A 14,277-nucleotide genomic window follows, 5' to 3' on the forward strand; every position below is an offset into this window, starting at 1 on the left:
GCAGGCGCAGGGGTGCGCGCGCGACGCCGCAGCCCTGTGCCGGACACCTCTGACCCTCCGGCTGGCGGCGCGTCAGCGCACGGCCGCCACCCGGAAGCGCAGCCCGGCTGCGCGCAGGCGCTCCAGCAGCGCGTCCCCCATCGCGACGGCCGTGGTGACCTGCCCCGAGGACGGCGGGAGCTCGTCCAGCGCCAGGCACAGCGCCGACTCCGCCAGCATCTTCGCCGTCTCGCCGTAGCCGGGATCGCCGCCCGACACCTCGGTGAAGACCCGTCGGCCACCACCCTCGCCGACGAACCGGACCGTGAACCAGCTCCGCAGGCGGCGCTCCTCGTCCGGTCCTGAGCCCGGCTCATAGCGATTCATCAGCCAGGTCCGTACGGCCGGCAGCTGCGCCGCGCCGAGCAGGGCGCCCAGCGCCGCGGTGCCGCCCAGGGCTACCGGCAGACGCCTGACCGAGGCGTAGTGCCGGTAACGGAAGTCGGGGCCGTAGCGGGGGAGCGCGCGGGCCGAGCGTTCCACGATCCGGGGGTCGAGCGTCGGCAGCGGGAGCGCCCAGGTACCGGTCTCGGTGCTGAAGCGCGGCCCGCCGAGCGAGGCGCGGGCGCGGCGGGTGGCCAGCCGCGGTTCGTGCAGCCGGCGTTCCCTGGCGGCGCTCAGCAACTGGCGGCCGCGGCCCATGGCGGTGAGCGCGGAGGCGAACGTACCGCCCGAGAAGACGGCGTTGGTGCGGACGAATCCGTCGATGCGCAGCGGGACGTCCTCGGGCAGCTGCCGGACGGTGAAGTACACGCCCAGATCGTGCGGAACGGAGTCGAAACCACAGGCGTGGACGATCCGCGCCCCGGTCTCCCGCGCCCGGGCGTCGTGCTCCAGATACATCCGGTCGGCGAACTCCGGCTCACCCGTGAGGTCGGCGTAGTCCGTCCCCGCCTCGGCGCAGGCGGCGACCAGCTTCTCCCCGTACCAGAGGTACGGGCCGACGGTCGTGGCCACCACATGGGTGGACTCGGCCAGTTCGCGCAGTGCGTCACCGTCGTCGGCGTCGGCGTGCAGCAGCGGCAGGTCCGCGCAGTGCGGATACACCGCGGTGAGGCGGTCGCGCAGCCGCTCCAGCTTGGCCCGGTCGCGTCCGGCCAGGGCCCAGCGGCAGCCGTCCGGAGCGTTGGCCGCCAGATACCGGGCGGTGAGCACCCCCACGAAACCGGTGGCGCCGAAGAGGACCACGTCATAGGGGCGTGATGCCCCGTTCTGCCTGTTCACGAGTGCCTCCGCGGGCGCCGGCGCCGATGGAGGGCCTGAGACGGGATGGTCCGGTGGCGTCACGGGAGCACCCCGTACAGGCCCCGGGCAGGCAGAGGGTAGCGGAGTCGGACGTGGCGCTCTGCGGCCGGGGAGGCTTCGTGGGAGAGGATCCCAGGGAAAGAACTAAGCGCTTGCTCGCCCAAAGGGTTGTGCGGAGCGCGGTGCGTTCTTAGCATCGTTGATGTTACATCGGTTGTGTCACACCGCTGGGGGCTCGATGGCAACGACAGGGAACGGCTCGTCCGGGCCGCGCGGCCCGCTGAGCGGGGTGCGTGTGGTCGAGCTGGCGGGCATCGGGCCCGGTCCGTTCGCCGCGATGCTCCTGGCCGATCTGGGCGCCGACGTGGTGCGGGTCGACCGGCCCGGCGGGGCCGGCCTGGGCATCGATCCGGCCCGCGACCTCACCAACCGCAACAAGCGCTCCGTCCTCGTCGACCTCAAGGCGGCCTCCGGGCCGCGGACCGTCCTGGACCTCGTCGAGCGCGCCGACGTCCTCATCGAGGGGTACCGGCCCGGCGTCGCAGAACGCCTGGGCGTGGGTCCGGACGCCTGTCTGGCCCGCAATCCGCGGCTCGTCTACGGACGGATGACCGGTTGGGGCCAGGACGGCCCGCTCGCGGAGCGGGCCGGGCACGACATCGCCTACATCGCCGTCACCGGCGCCCTCTCCATGATCGGCCGGCCGGGGGAGCCCCCCACCGTCCCGGCCAACCTGCTCGGCGACTACGCGGGCGGCTCGCTCTACCTCGTCGTCGGCGTCCTCGCCGCCCTCCAGCACGCCCGGACCCCCGGCGGCAGCGGACAGGTCGTCGACGCGGCGATCGTCGACGGCGCCGCGCACCTCACCATGATGATCCACGGCATGCTCCAGGCCGGGGGCTGGCAGGACCGGCGCGGCTCCAACCTCCTGGACGGCGGCTGCCCCTTCTACGGCTCGTACGAGACCGCCGACGGCCAGTACATGGCGGTCGGCCCGCTCGAGCAGCGGTTCTACGCCGAGTTCACCGAACTCCTCGGAATCGGGGAGACGGCCCCCGACCGGGGCGACCTCGCCCGCTGGGACGAACTGCGCGCTGTCGTCGCCGCCCGCTTCCGCACCCGCACCCGCGCCGAGTGGACCGAGGTCTTCGACGGCTCGGACGCCTGCGTGGCTCCCGTTCTCTCCCTGCGCGAGGCGCCGCACCATCCGCACCTCGCCGCCCGCTCCACCTTCGTCGAACACGGCGGACTCACCCAGCCCGCGCCCGCGCCCCGGTTCTCGGCCACACCCTCCTCGGTGCACAGCGGACCGGCGAGGCCGGGCGCGGACACCGAGGCCGTCGCCGCCGACTGGGGCGTACCGGCCCTGCGGACCCTCCGGAAGGACACGACCGACTGATGCAGCGGCAGATCTTCACCGAAGAGCACGACGCGTTCCGCGAGACGGTCCGCACCTTCCTGTCCAAGGAGGTCCTCCCGCACTACGAGCAGTGGGAGAAGGACGGCATCGTCTCCCGCGAGGCCTGGCGCGCCGCCGGACGGCAGGGGCTGCTCGGCCTCGCCGTCCCCGAGGAGTACGGGGGCGGCGGCACCACCGACTTCCGCTACAGCGCCGTCCTCGCCGAGGAGTTCACCCGGGCGGGCACCCCCGGCCTCGCGCTCGGCCTGCACAACGACATCATCGGCCCCTACCTCACCGGCCTGGCCACCGAGGAACAGAAGCGGCGCTGGCTGCCCGGCTTCTGCAGCGGCGAGATCATCACCGCCATCGCGATGACCGAACCCGGCGCCGGCTCCGACCTCCAGGGCATCCGCACCACCGCCGAGGACAAGGGAGACCACTGGCTGCTCAACGGCTCCAAGACGTTCATCTCCAACGGCATCCTCGCCGACCTGGTGGTCGTCGTCGCGAAGACCACACCGGACGGCGGCGCGAAGGGGCTCTCCCTGATCGTCGTCGAGCGCGGCGCGGAGGGCTTCGAGCGTGGCCGCAACCTCGAGAAGATCGGCCAGAAGTCCCAGGACACCGCCGAACTGTTCTTCCACGACGTGCGTGTCCCCAAGGAGAACCTCCTCGGTGAGCGCGACGGCGCCTTCCTCCACCTGATGACCAATCTGGCCCAGGAACGGATGGGCATAGCCGTCGCCGGGATCGCCGCCGCCGAACACCTCCTGGAGATCACCACCACGTACGTCAAGGAGCGCGAGGCCTTCGGACGGCCGCTCTCCAAACTCCAGCACATCCGCTTCGAGATCGCCGAGATGGCCACCGAGTGCGCCGTCACCCGGACCTTCCTCGACCGGTGCATCGTCGACCACTCGGAGGGGACGCTCGACGCCGTGCACGCCTCCATGGCGAAGTGGTGGGCGACCGAACTGCAGAAGCGTGTCGCCGACCGCTGCCTGCAACTGCACGGCGGATACGGCTACATGGCGGAGTTCCCGGTGGCCAGGGCGTTCACCGACGGCCGCATCCAGACCATCTACGGCGGCACGACCGAGATCATGAAGGAGATCATCGGCCGCTCGCTGCTCGCCTGACCCCGCCCCCCTCGACCCCTCGTCGCGCCACCACCCTCGAAAGGCAGCTGTCTTGAGTACCGAAGCATTCGTCTACGACGCGATCCGCACCCCGCGCGGCCGCGGCAAGGCCAACGGGGCCCTGCACGGCACCAAGCCGATCGACCTCGTGGTCGGCCTGATCCACGAGCTCCGCGACCGCTTCCCGGGCCTGGACCCGGCCGCCGTCGACGACATCGTCCTCGGCGTGGTCAGCCCGCTCGGCGACCAGGGGTCCGACATCGCGCGGATCGCCGCCATCGCGGCGGGCCTGCCCGACACCGTCGCCGGCGTCCAGGAGAACCGCTTCTGCGCCTCGGGTCTGGAGGCGGTCAACCTGGCCGCCGCCAAGGTCCGTTCGGGCTGGGAGGACCTCATCCTCGCGGGCGGCGTCGAGTCGATGTCCCGGGTCCCGATGGGCTCGGACGGCGGCGCCTGGGCCATGGACCCCATGACGAACTACGAGACGGGGTTCGCACCGCAGGGCATCGGCGCCGACCTCATCGCGACCATCGAGGGCTTCTCGCGCCGCGACGTCGACGAGTTCGCCGCCCTGTCGCAGGAGCGGGCAGCCGAGGCGTGGAAGGACAACCGCTTCGCGCGCTCCGTCGTCCCCGTCAAGGACCGCAACGGCCTCGTCGTCCTCGATCACGACGAGCACATGCGGCCCGGCACCACCGCGGACTCCCTCGCCGCGCTCAAGCCCTCCTTCGCGGCGGTCGGCGAGATGGGCGGCTTCGACGCGGTGGCGCTGCAGAAGTACCACTGGGTGGAGAAGATCGACCACGTCCACCACGCGGGCAACTCCTCCGGCATCGTCGACGGAGCCGCCCTCGTCGCGATCGGCTCCAAGGAGATCGGCGAGCGCTACGGTCTCACCCCGCGCGCCCGGATCGTCTCCGCGGCCGTCTCCGGATCCGAGCCCACCATCATGCTCACCGGTCCCGCGCCCGCCACCCGCAAGGCGCTCGCCAAGGCCGGACTGACCATCGACGACATCGACCTCGTCGAGATCAACGAGGCCTTCGCCGGCGTCGTCCTGCGCTTCGCCCGCGACATGGGGCTCTCGCTCGACAAGATCAACGTCAACGGCGGCGCCATCGCGCTCGGCCACCCGCTCGGCGCCACCGGCGCGATGATCCTGGGCACCCTCATCGACGAGCTGGAGCGCCAGGACAAGCGCTACGGCCTCGCCACCCTGTGCGTCGGCGGCGGCATGGGCATCGCCACCGTCATCGAGCGTCTCTGACCGTTCCCCTTCCTACGGAGAAGACAAGCACATGACCGAGAGCACGACCATTCGCTGGGAACAGGACGAGACCGGCGTCGTCACCCTCGTACTCGACGACCCCGCCCAGTCCGCCAACACGATGAACCAGGCCTTCAAGGACTCCATCGCGGCCGTCGCCGACCGTGCCGAGGCCGAGAAGGACTCCATCCGCGGCATCATCTACACCTCCGCCAAGAAGACGTTCTTCGCCGGCGGCGACCTCAAGGACATGATCAAGGTCGGTCCCGAGAACGCCCAGCAGGCCTTCGACACCGGCACCGCGATCAAGAACTCGCTCCGCCGCATCGAGACCCTCGGCAAGCCCGTCGTCGCCGCGATCAACGGCGCCGCCCTCGGCGGCGGTTACGAGATCGCCCTCGCCTCCCACCACCGCGTCGCCCTCGACGCTCCGGGCTCCCGCATCGGCCTGCCCGAGGTCACCCTCGGTCTGCTGCCCGCGGGTGGCGGCGTCACCCGCACCGTACGCCTCATGGGCGTCGCCGACGCGCTGCTCAAGGTGCTGCTCCAGGGCACCCAGTACACCCCGCGGCGCGCCCTGGAGAACGGCCTCGTCCACGAGGTCGCCACCACCCGCGAGGAGATGCTGGAGAAGGCCCGCGCCTTCATCGACGCCCACCCCGAATCGCAGCAGCCCTGGGACGTCAAGGGCTACCGGATCCCCGGCGGCACCCCGTCGAACCCCAAGTTCGCCGCCAACCTGCCGGCCTTCCCCTCGAACCTGAAGAAGCAGCTCGCCGGCGCCCCCATGCCCGCGCCGCGCAACATCCTCGCCGCGGCCGTCGAGGGCTCGCAGGTCGACTTCGAGACCGCGCTGACCATCGAGGCCCGTTACTTCACCGAGCTGGTCACCGGCCAGGTCTCCAAGAACATGATCCAGGCGTTCTTCTTCGACCTCCAGGCCGTCAACTCCGGTGCCAGCCGCCCGGCGGGCGTCGAGGAGCGCCAGGTCCGCAAGGTCGCCGTGCTCGGCGCCGGGATGATGGGCGCGGGCATCGCCTACTCCTGCGCCCGGGCCGGCATCGACGTCGTCCTCAAGGACGTCTCCACCGAGGCCGCCGCCCAGGGCAAGGCGTACAGCGAGAAGCTGCTCGACAAGGCGCTCTCCCGGGGCCGTACGACCGAGGCGGAGCGCGACGAGCTGCTGGCCCGCATCACCCCGACCGGCGACCCGGCCGACCTCGCCGGCTGTGACGCCGTCATCGAGGCCGTGTTCGAGGACACCGCGCTCAAGCACAAGGTGTTCCAGGAGATCCAGGACATCATCGAGCCGGACGCCCTGCTCTGCTCGAACACCTCCACCCTGCCCATCACGACGTTGGCCGAAGGGGTGTCCCGCCCCGCCGACTTCATCGGGCTGCACTTCTTCTCACCCGTCGACAAGATGCCGCTCGTCGAGATCATCAAGGGTGAGAAGACCGGCGACGAGGCCCTGGCCCGCGCCTTCGACCTGGTGCGCCGGATCAAGAAGACGCCGATCGTCGTCAACGACTCGCGCGGCTTCTTCACCTCGCGGGTCATCGGCCAGTTCATCAACGAGGGCGTCGCCATGGTCGGCGAGGGCGTCGAGCCCGCGTCCGTCGAGCAGGCCGCCGCCCAGGCGGGCTACCCGGCCAAGGTGCTCTCCCTGATGGACGAGCTCACGCTCACGCTGCCCCGCAAGATCCGCAACGAGACCCGCAAGGCCGTCGAGGAGGCGGGCGGCAGCTGGGCCGGCCACCCCGCCGACGCGGTCATCGACCGGATGGTCGACGAGTTCGGCCGACCGGGACGCAGCGGCGGCGCGGGCTTCTACGAGTACGACGAGAACGGCGGGCGCACCCGCCTGTGGCCCGGCCTGCGCGAGCACTTCACGAAGCCCGGCACGGACATCTCCTTCACCGACATGCAGGAGCGGATGCTCTTCTCCGAGGCCCTGGACAGTGTCCGCTGCCTGGAGGAGAACGTCCTGATCACCGTCGCCGACGCCAACATCGGCTCCATCATGGGCATCGGCTTTCCGCCGTGGACCGGCGGCGTGCTCCAGTACATCAACGGGTACGAGGGCGGCCTGCCCGGGTTCGTGGCCCGCGCCCGCGAACTCGCCGAGCGCTACGGCGACCGGTTCCTGCCGCCCGCGCTGCTCGTGGCGAAGGCGGAGAAGGGCGAGACCTTCCACGACTGACGGGCCGGAGCGGGCCGCACCCCGCGAGCCGGGGTGCGGCCCGTCACGGTGCTACTCGGCCGCGAAGGCGGCCCGCAGCTCCTCCTTGAGCGAGCGCTGGAACGCGGTCACCAGCGCCTGCAGCACGAGCGGCTGCATGTGCGCCGACAGCGACTTCATCGCCTTGAGGTGCTCCGGATCCGATTCCCGCTCCCGGTACGGACCCCACACCTCGTCCCGGAACAGCCGGGTCAGCTCGCGCGCGGCCGAGCGGGTGTGCTCCAGCAGCACGGTCCGGGCGGCGAGAATCGTCTCGTGCGCGATCGGTACGTCGAGCAGCTCCACCCCGAGCCGCAGCAGCCCCGGATCCACCCGGTAGACGTCGCCGCCCGGCCGGGCCCGGTCCAGCACGCCCATCGCGGCCAGCCGGGCGAGGTCCTCGTCCGAGAGTTTCCGGCCCGTGCGGCGCTCCAGTTCCGCGCGGGTCACCTCCTCCGCCGAATCGGGCGTCCACGACGCCACCAGGGCCCGGTGGATCGCCAGGTCCTGGGCGCTCAGGTCGGGGGGCAACTGCTCCAGATAGCGTTCGATCGCGGCCAGCGTCATGCCCTGGTGCTGGAGTTCCTCGATCAGCGCCAGCCGGGAGAGGTGCGCGTGCCCGTAGTGCCCGACCCGGCGCGGCCCGATGACCGGGGGCGGCAGCAGCCCCCGGGTGCTGTAGAAGCGCACCGTGCGCACGGTCACCCCGGCGCGTGCCGCCAGCTCGTCGACGGTGAGCCTGGGCTCCTCGGCGCCGGTCGCCATGTCTGCTCCTCGCGTCCGTCTGCGGGTGGGCCGCTGTGTGCGTGCGCCTCGTTCCGGTCCAACAGTATTGCTGTCTCACCAGTGATGTGAAAGAGCCGGACTGTCAGTGGGGGTACTTAGCCTGGTGCCATGGCCTCGGTCCACATGCCGCGGATCGGCTGCGGGCTGGCGGGCGGGGAGTGGACCCGGATCGAGCCACTGGTCGAGAAGGGGCTGACCGCACGGGGCGTACCGGTGACGGTGTACGACTTCGGCGAGGACTCTGCGTCCCGGTCGCGCCGGATAACCTGACCCCGTACACGGGGCGGCAGGACAGGGGTGGGGCATGACGGGCGCCGAGACGCGGGGCGGGGGACCCGGCCGGTCCGACGGCGTCGGACCGGGCGACCCGGTGGACGCGTCACTGCTGACGCTGCTGGGCCTCGGACCTGACGAGGACGCGGTCTACCGTCTGCTCGTGGACCGCCCGGACTGCGAACCCGACGCGCTCACGGGCCCGCTGAGCGACGCGGTGGTGGCCGGCGCCCTCGACTCCCTCGTCGAACGGGGGCTCGCCAGTGCCGACCTGCCGGACTCCGGCGGCCCCGCCCGCTACCGGGCCGCCCCGCCCGTCCTCGCGCTCGGGCCGCTCCTGGAGTCCCGGCGCTCCGCACTGCACCGGGTCGAGTCGCTCGTCGGCGACCTCTCCGAGCGCCACCGCTCGGCGCAGATGTACGGCGCCGGCGCTCCGGTGGAGGTGCTGTCGGGTCCGGCGGCGGTCCGGCGACGCCTGGTGACCATGCAGCGTCAGGCCAGGAGCGAGGTGTGCACCTTCGTGCCGGCCAGGCACATGCCCGCGCTGCTCAGCTTCGAGGACAACCACGAAGAGGCGGACGCCGAGATGATGCGCCGCGGGGTCACCGTGCGCAGCGTCGTCGAACGGGCGTGGCTGGAGCATCCGGCGACAGCGGCCGTGGTGGGCTCCTGTGTCGCCCAGGGCCAGCACATCTCCGTCACGGACCGGCTGCCGACCAAGCTCGTCATCGTGGACCGCCGCATCGCCCTGCTGCCCCTGGACCCGGAGCGCGAGAACGAACCGGTGGCACTCGTCGTCCATCGGACGGGTCTCCTGACAGCCCTTGTCTCCCTCTTCGAGGCGCACTTCGAGAAGGGGCGGCGGCTGACCCCGCCCGGTGCCGACGAGGACGCCGCGTCCCCGGTCGCGGCGATCGACCGGCAGATCGTGTCCCTGCTGCACGTCGGCCTGACCGACGCCGCCATCGCACGCCAGTTGGGGATGGGCCATCGGACCGTGCAGCGCCGCCTGCACGCCCTGATGGACGAGGTGGGCGCGGCGACGCGTTTTCAGCTCGGCTGGTACGCGGCCCGTGCCGGGTGGCTCCCCGAAACATCGGACAACTCGGCCGCACAGGCGCATTCCTGAGGCGTAAATACGCCACGGCGCTTTCGCGCCTGGATCACCCCCTGTTCACGCGGCGCCTCATGACGAACGATCAGCACGTCAACGCCCGAGGCGCCCCGGCGCCCCGGACGCAGGTGTCGATGGGGAGGTCCAGTGAGACGAACGAGCGTGCTGCGGATGCTGGCGACCGGGGTGGTCGCGGCCGCGACCGGCGCGGCACTGATGGGCGCGCCGGCGTGGGCGGACGACGCCGCCACGGCGCCGGCGACGGACCCGGCAGGCGTCGCCCCCGCGATGACCCAGGGCCTGGACGAGGGCCCCAGGGAAGGCACCCCGGCCGAGGCCGCGCGGGCTCACCTGAAGGCGCACGAGGACACGTACAAGGTCCCGGTCTCCGATCTGCGGACGGTGAAGACCACCAAGGACGGCACCCAGTCATCGGTGCGCTTCCAGCAGAGGCACGACGGTGTCCCGGTCTTCGGCGCCGAGTACGCGGTGCAGACGCAGGCGGCCGACGGCGGCCAGCAGGTCACCTCCGCCACCGGCACGCTCTACACCGGCCTCACGGTCTCCACCGCTCCGACGGTGAGCGAAGCCACCGCGAAACAGCGGATGTTCACCCTCGACCGTGGCCTGTCCGGCGTGCGGGGAGCGAAGACCGAGGGGCACGGCCTGTCGGTGCTGCCCGACGCCCGGGGCGGCAGGCTCGCCTGGCACTTCACCGTCACCGGCGGCCAGGCGAACGGCAGCCCGCTGCGCCAGGAGGTGTACGTCGACGCCCGCGTGGGCGGCATCGCGCTCTCGTACAACAACATCGACGCCGCCGACGCGTCGCCCGCCGAGGGGACCGGCGTACGCGTCGACGGCAGCGAGGAGAAGCTGGACGTCAACAAGGAGACGGACGGCTCGTACACGCTCGTCGACTCGACGCGCGCCATGTACCCGCGGACCGGCGGCCAGATCCGCACGTACGACGCGCGGCGCAAGGACTACACCCTGGTCGCGGGCGGCCCGGTCACCGAGGACGTCCCGCTGGGCACGTCGGCGAGCGACCGCTTCGACGGCGCCAACACCACGTCGGGCGCGGTGGACGCGCACCTGAACGCGCAGAAGGTGTACGCGTTCTACCAGGACCAGGTCGGCCGGGACGGCGTCGACGGCAAGGGCGGCACGATCTACTCCGTCGTCAACGTCGCCTCCGGTGGCAAGGACTACGCCAACGCCTTCTGGGACGGTTCCAAGATGGTCTACGGCCACATGGACGGCGTACCGCTCTCCGTCGGTCTGGACGTCGTCGGCCACGAGATGACGCACGGCGTCACCGAACACTCCGCCGGGCTCGTCTACCTCAACCAGTCGGGCGCGCTCAACGAGGCGATATCGGACTACTTCGGCAACGCCATGGAGACCGCCGACAAGGGCATCGCGATGAGCGACCCGACGTCCGGTCTCATCGGCGAGTACCTCTGCAACGGCACGAAGCCGCTGGAGGAGTGTGCGCTGCGCGACCTTAACGACGGGCGGAACGCGCAGCGGGACTACGTGCCCATGACGCTCGACTTCGACAACGGCGGAGTGCACTCCAACTCCACGATCGTCGGCGGCGCGCTGTGGGACATGCGCAAGAACCTCGACAGCAAGCTCGCCGACCAGATCGTCTACCGGTCCGCGCAGAACTACCTCACGCCGCTGTCCGGCTTCACCGACATGCGCGACGCGGTCACCCTCGCCGCCAAGTCCCTGCACGTCTCCCGGGCCGACCTCGCCGCCATCGACAAGGCCTTCGACACCCACGGCATCGAGAAGGGCTGGGAGCACAAGGGCGGCACGCACGACGGCACCACCATCGGCGCCGACGTCCTGCCCGCGTACGAGGTCTACGGCGGGGTCGACGAGCAGGCCGCCCAGATCAACGGGAACGTCTACGCGATCAGCCACGGCGACGCCATCGCCTGGGACCAGGGCGGCGCCGCCTTCGGCATCACCGTCGGCCGCTTCGACAAGAACGCGAAGCACGAGCTGGCACAGAAGGACGCCTACCTGCTCGACCCGTCCCTGGACGACGACCGCGTCGTCTTCACCCGCATCGCCGCCGGCTCCATCGGCGTCTACGAGGCCGGCGCCAAGGGCCAGGGCGCGATCAGGAAGCTGGTCGACCGCCCGGACGCGGACGAGACCGAGCCGGTGACGGACGACGGCGCGCTCGCCTGGATCAGCACCACCGCCGACGGCGAGCAGGACGTCATGCTCCGCGAGGCCCACGGCGAAACGGTCAACCTGACCCCGGAGGCCGGTACCCGGGCCGCCCGGCTCGCGATGAAGAACGGTCACGTCGCCTGGGCGGGCGGAGACGGCGACACGCTGTACCTGTACGACGCGGCCACGGGCGCCACGCAGACCAAGCGCATCCCGGGCTGGCTCTTCAACTACGTCTCGGACATCCAGTTCACGTCCGACCGCGTCTTCTGGCGGGAGACGGGCGGCTTCCTCATCCCGAGCACGACGTTCCGGTCGGCGCCCCTGGACGACCTGTCCAAGGCTGTGGAACCGGCCTTCCCGACGTCCGCCACCCTGGCGCAGTTCTCGGTCAACGACGACTACTTCGCCTACTCGACCTACGACTTCTGGGGCGCTCTCGGCTCCTGGTCCGGGCCGGGCAAGGTGTACGTCTCCACGACCGCCGACCTCCTGGCCGGCCTCGACAACTACCACCGGGTCTCCTGCTCCTCCGGCGCCCAGCTGGCCCCGTCCCTCGGTGACGGGCAGCGCGTCGCCTGGCTGGACACGAGCGCGGCGGCCACCGACGTGGTCACCCGCAGGACGTTCGCCGGAACCTGCGAGTAGCCCCGGCCCGGCACCGCGCCACCGGCAGGGCGCCCACCGGACTCCGCGGACTCCGGTGGGCGCCCTGCCCGCCGATACGGAGGTACGGGGTGAGCCGCTCCGTACCGACTCCTATGGTGGGGGTGGAAGCGGCGGAACAGGGGAGGGCCCATGACGGCACGGAGCACCGACGGGACACGGCTGGCCCTGGCGCTCGCCGAGAGGCCGCCCTCCGACGCGCTGAGCGAGCAGATCCTGGACGCCGCGCGCGAGCAGTTCATGACCTTCGGGCTGCGCCGCTCCACCGTCGACGACGTCGCCAAGCGCGCCGGCGTCTCCCGGGTGACCGTGTACCGGCGGATCGGCAACAAGGACAGCCTCGTCTCCGCCTGCCTGCTGCGCGAGTACCGCAGGTTCGTGGGGGAGGTGGACGAGGCGGTGTCCGAGCTGCCGACGACGCAGGACCGCCTCGTCGAAGGCTTCGCCGCGGTGCTCCGGCACATCCGCGAGCACCCGCTCATCGGCGGTCTGCTGAGGCTGGAGCCCGAGACCATGCTGCCGTTCCTGACCGTGGAGAGCGGTCCGGCGTTCCTGGCCATCCGCGCTTACCTGGCCGACCGTCTGCGCGAGGCCCGGCGCGCGGAGGGCCGGCCGGTCAGTGATCCGACCCCGGTCGCCGAACTGATGGTGCGGATCACCGTCTCCTTCCTCCTCAACCCCGTCAGCTGTTTCGAGCTCGACGACGAGGCCCAGGTGCGGGAGTTCGCCCGCCGCTACCTGGTTCCCCTGCTCGGGGCCGGCTAGCCCCGCCCACGGCCCCGTCCCTTTCGTCGGGCAGCGGTTCCAGAGGGCGGTTGCGGGCCCAGTGCGGCCCCAGGTCGTCGAGCCGCCAGCCGAAGGGGTACGAACGGGGCTGCGGGCGCGAGGGGAAGCGTCCCGGCCGGGCCGGCAGCCGGCGTACACAACGCGCCCGCAGGCGCAGTGACGCCGACGCCGAGGCCTGCGCCCACCGCGGCTGGGGCCGGAAGCCCAGCGCCGTCAGCAGCGGCTCGTCGAGCAGGGCGAGCGAGAACCTCGCCACCAGGGGCCGGAACGGGCGCGGATACCAACTCGCGATGACCCGGAAGGTGGCGTTCGCGACCCGCCGGTTCGCCGGGTCGTACGCGAACATCCGCTCCTCGTAGGAGTCGAGCAGCGCCTCGAACCCCTCGTAGGTGTCCGGCGCGCCGTCGATGCCCATGAGCGACGCCATCTTGCGGCCGGCCTCCACCAGTGCCTGGACCTCCTGCGCGCACAGGGGGCGCCAGCCGAACCGGTCGATCCACCGCTTGGGCCCCACGACCGTGGTCGCGAGGACGTAGCGGAAGTCCTCGTCCGGGATGCTGTACTTGCCGTGGATCCGGTTCAGATGACGCGCGGCCGCCCGCCCGCGCTCCGAGTCGAAGCCGTCGGCGGCCATCTCGTACCCGATCAGCACCGTGTCGTCGAACCGCTTCTGCCCGGCCCGTTCGAACTCCTGGGTCCGGTCGAGGAGCACGGAGATCCGGGGGACGCCGTAGTCCCGGAGGAAGGCGACGCTCACCCCCTGCCGGTAGTCCCAGGGGAACTCGTACTGAGAGATCAGCCGAAGGATCTCGGCGTAGTCGCGCGCCGGATCCATCCGGCGTATCTCGTGCAGGCGGCTGTATCGGCCCATGGTGCGCCCTCCTGTCCGTGTACCGACTCCCCGCGGGACCGCTCGGGTGGGGTGTCGCTGCCGGACGGCCCAACGTGCCTGCTGCGTAAGTGAGATGAGGGGGCCGTCGGGTCGGGGAGTCAAAGTTACAAATACTATCGACTTGTTTCACGAGCTCCGTCAACACCGCCGTCGACCCCCGGCGGGGAGAGCACGCGCTCCGGCGGGGGCGGGGGCGCAGGGCCGGTGCGCACGACGGCGGGCGCGCTCGCATACTGGATCAGCAGGGGGCCGGGCGC

The 14,277-nt window shown here is 71.5% G+C and carries 11 protein-coding genes; 8 read left to right on the forward strand and 3 right to left on the reverse strand.

Features of this window, described 5'->3' with window-relative positions; all coding sequences use genetic code 11:
* Positions 1 to 72: 72 nt before the first annotated feature.
* Positions 73 to 1,263 (reverse strand): saccharopine dehydrogenase NADP-binding domain-containing protein, encoded by a 1,191-nt coding sequence (locus tag ABZ454_RS13155; RefSeq protein ID WP_359537757.1) that lies wholly within the window; start codon positions 1,261 to 1,263, stop codon positions 73 to 75.
* A gap of 259 nt (positions 1,264 to 1,522) precedes the next feature.
* On the opposite strand from ABZ454_RS13155, the gene ABZ454_RS13160 reads away from it, so the two are divergent.
* From ABZ454_RS13160 to ABZ454_RS13175, 4 genes are read left to right on the forward strand one after another with little or no spacing between them, the layout of a single operon-like run.
* Positions 1,523 to 2,683, forward strand: coding sequence for a CaiB/BaiF CoA-transferase family protein (locus ABZ454_RS13160; protein WP_359537759.1), 1,161 nt, complete (start codon positions 1,523 to 1,525; stop codon positions 2,681 to 2,683).
* A complete protein-coding gene (locus ABZ454_RS13165) occupies positions 2,683 to 3,825 on the forward strand; it encodes an acyl-CoA dehydrogenase family protein (protein ID WP_359537761.1) in 1,143 nt (380 codons plus the stop codon). Before ABZ454_RS13160 ends, ABZ454_RS13165 begins: the two co-directional genes overlap by 1 nt.
* A gap of 52 nt (positions 3,826 to 3,877) precedes the next feature.
* Complete coding sequence (locus tag ABZ454_RS13170; protein ID WP_359537763.1) at positions 3,878 to 5,092, forward strand: acetyl-CoA C-acetyltransferase; 1,215 nt, start codon at positions 3,878 to 3,880, stop codon at positions 5,090 to 5,092.
* A gap of 31 nt (positions 5,093 to 5,123) precedes the next feature.
* Complete coding sequence (locus tag ABZ454_RS13175) at positions 5,124 to 7,295, forward strand: 3-hydroxyacyl-CoA dehydrogenase NAD-binding domain-containing protein (RefSeq protein ID WP_359537765.1); 2,172 nt, start codon at positions 5,124 to 5,126, stop codon at positions 7,293 to 7,295.
* A 51-nt stretch (positions 7,296 to 7,346) separates the two neighbouring features.
* Here the strand turns inward: ABZ454_RS13175 and ABZ454_RS13180 are convergent, their stop codons facing one another.
* Positions 7,347 to 8,078, reverse strand: coding sequence for a MerR family transcriptional regulator (locus tag ABZ454_RS13180; protein ID WP_359537767.1), 732 nt, complete (start codon positions 8,076 to 8,078; stop codon positions 7,347 to 7,349).
* Positions 8,079 to 8,207: 129 nt separating this feature from the next.
* On the opposite strand from ABZ454_RS13180, the gene ABZ454_RS13185 reads away from it, so the two are divergent.
* The 4 genes from ABZ454_RS13185 (at position 8,208) to ABZ454_RS13200 (ending at position 13,107) form a co-directional block, all read left to right on the forward strand.
* The gene (locus tag ABZ454_RS13185) at positions 8,208 to 8,369 is read left to right on the forward strand and encodes a hypothetical protein (protein ID WP_359537819.1); all 162 of its coding nucleotides are present in this window, start codon (positions 8,208 to 8,210) and stop codon (positions 8,367 to 8,369) included.
* A 34-nt stretch (positions 8,370 to 8,403) separates the two neighbouring features.
* Positions 8,404 to 9,501 carry a helix-turn-helix transcriptional regulator gene (locus tag ABZ454_RS13190; RefSeq protein ID WP_359537769.1) on the forward strand — a complete coding sequence of 366 codons (1,098 nt, stop codon included), beginning with the start codon at positions 8,404 to 8,406 and terminating at the stop codon, positions 9,499 to 9,501.
* A 132-nt stretch (positions 9,502 to 9,633) separates the two neighbouring features.
* Entirely contained in the window at positions 9,634 to 12,324 is a 2,691-nt protein-coding gene (locus ABZ454_RS13195) for a M4 family metallopeptidase (protein WP_359537770.1), read from the forward strand.
* A gap of 150 nt (positions 12,325 to 12,474) precedes the next feature.
* On the forward strand, positions 12,475 to 13,107 hold the full coding sequence (locus tag ABZ454_RS13200) for a TetR/AcrR family transcriptional regulator (protein ID WP_356322678.1): 633 nt from the start codon (positions 12,475 to 12,477) through the stop codon (positions 13,105 to 13,107).
* Here ABZ454_RS13200 and ABZ454_RS13205 read toward each other — a convergent pair.
* Entirely contained in the window at positions 13,025 to 13,999 is a 975-nt protein-coding gene (locus ABZ454_RS13205; protein WP_359537772.1) for an oxygenase MpaB family protein, read from the reverse strand. The two genes, ABZ454_RS13200 and ABZ454_RS13205, sit on opposite strands and share 83 nt — an antisense overlap.
* Positions 14,000 to 14,277 lie beyond the last annotated feature (278 nt).

It is taken from the genome of Streptomyces sp. NPDC005803 (genome assembly GCF_040630435.1).
Classification (GTDB): Bacteria; Actinomycetota; Actinomycetes; order Streptomycetales; family Streptomycetaceae; genus Streptomyces.

What these genes read in the sequence shown, in the direction of transcription:
- ABZ454_RS13165 (WP_359537761.1), top strand. Translation starts at nt 2,683, where the DNA reads ATGCAGCGGCAGATCTTCACCGAAGAGCACGACGCGTTCCGCGAGACG.
- ABZ454_RS13160 (WP_359537759.1), top strand. Translation starts at nt 1,523, where the DNA reads ATGGCAACGACAGGGAACGGCTCGTCCGGGCCGCGCGGCCCGCTGAGC.
- ABZ454_RS13175 (WP_359537765.1), top strand. Translation starts at nt 5,124, where the DNA reads ATGACCGAGAGCACGACCATTCGCTGGGAACAGGACGAGACCGGCGTC.
- ABZ454_RS13205 (WP_359537772.1), bottom strand. Translation starts at nt 13,999, where the DNA reads ATGGGCCGATACAGCCGCCTGCACGAGATACGCCGGATGGATCCGGCG.
- ABZ454_RS13190 (WP_359537769.1), top strand. Translation starts at nt 8,404, where the DNA reads ATGACGGGCGCCGAGACGCGGGGCGGGGGACCCGGCCGGTCCGACGGC.
- ABZ454_RS13180 (WP_359537767.1), bottom strand. Translation starts at nt 8,078, where the DNA reads ATGGCGACCGGCGCCGAGGAGCCCAGGCTCACCGTCGACGAGCTGGCG.
- ABZ454_RS13200 (WP_356322678.1), top strand. Translation starts at nt 12,475, where the DNA reads ATGACGGCACGGAGCACCGACGGGACACGGCTGGCCCTGGCGCTCGCC.
- ABZ454_RS13185 (WP_359537819.1), top strand. Translation starts at nt 8,208, where the DNA reads ATGGCCTCGGTCCACATGCCGCGGATCGGCTGCGGGCTGGCGGGCGGG.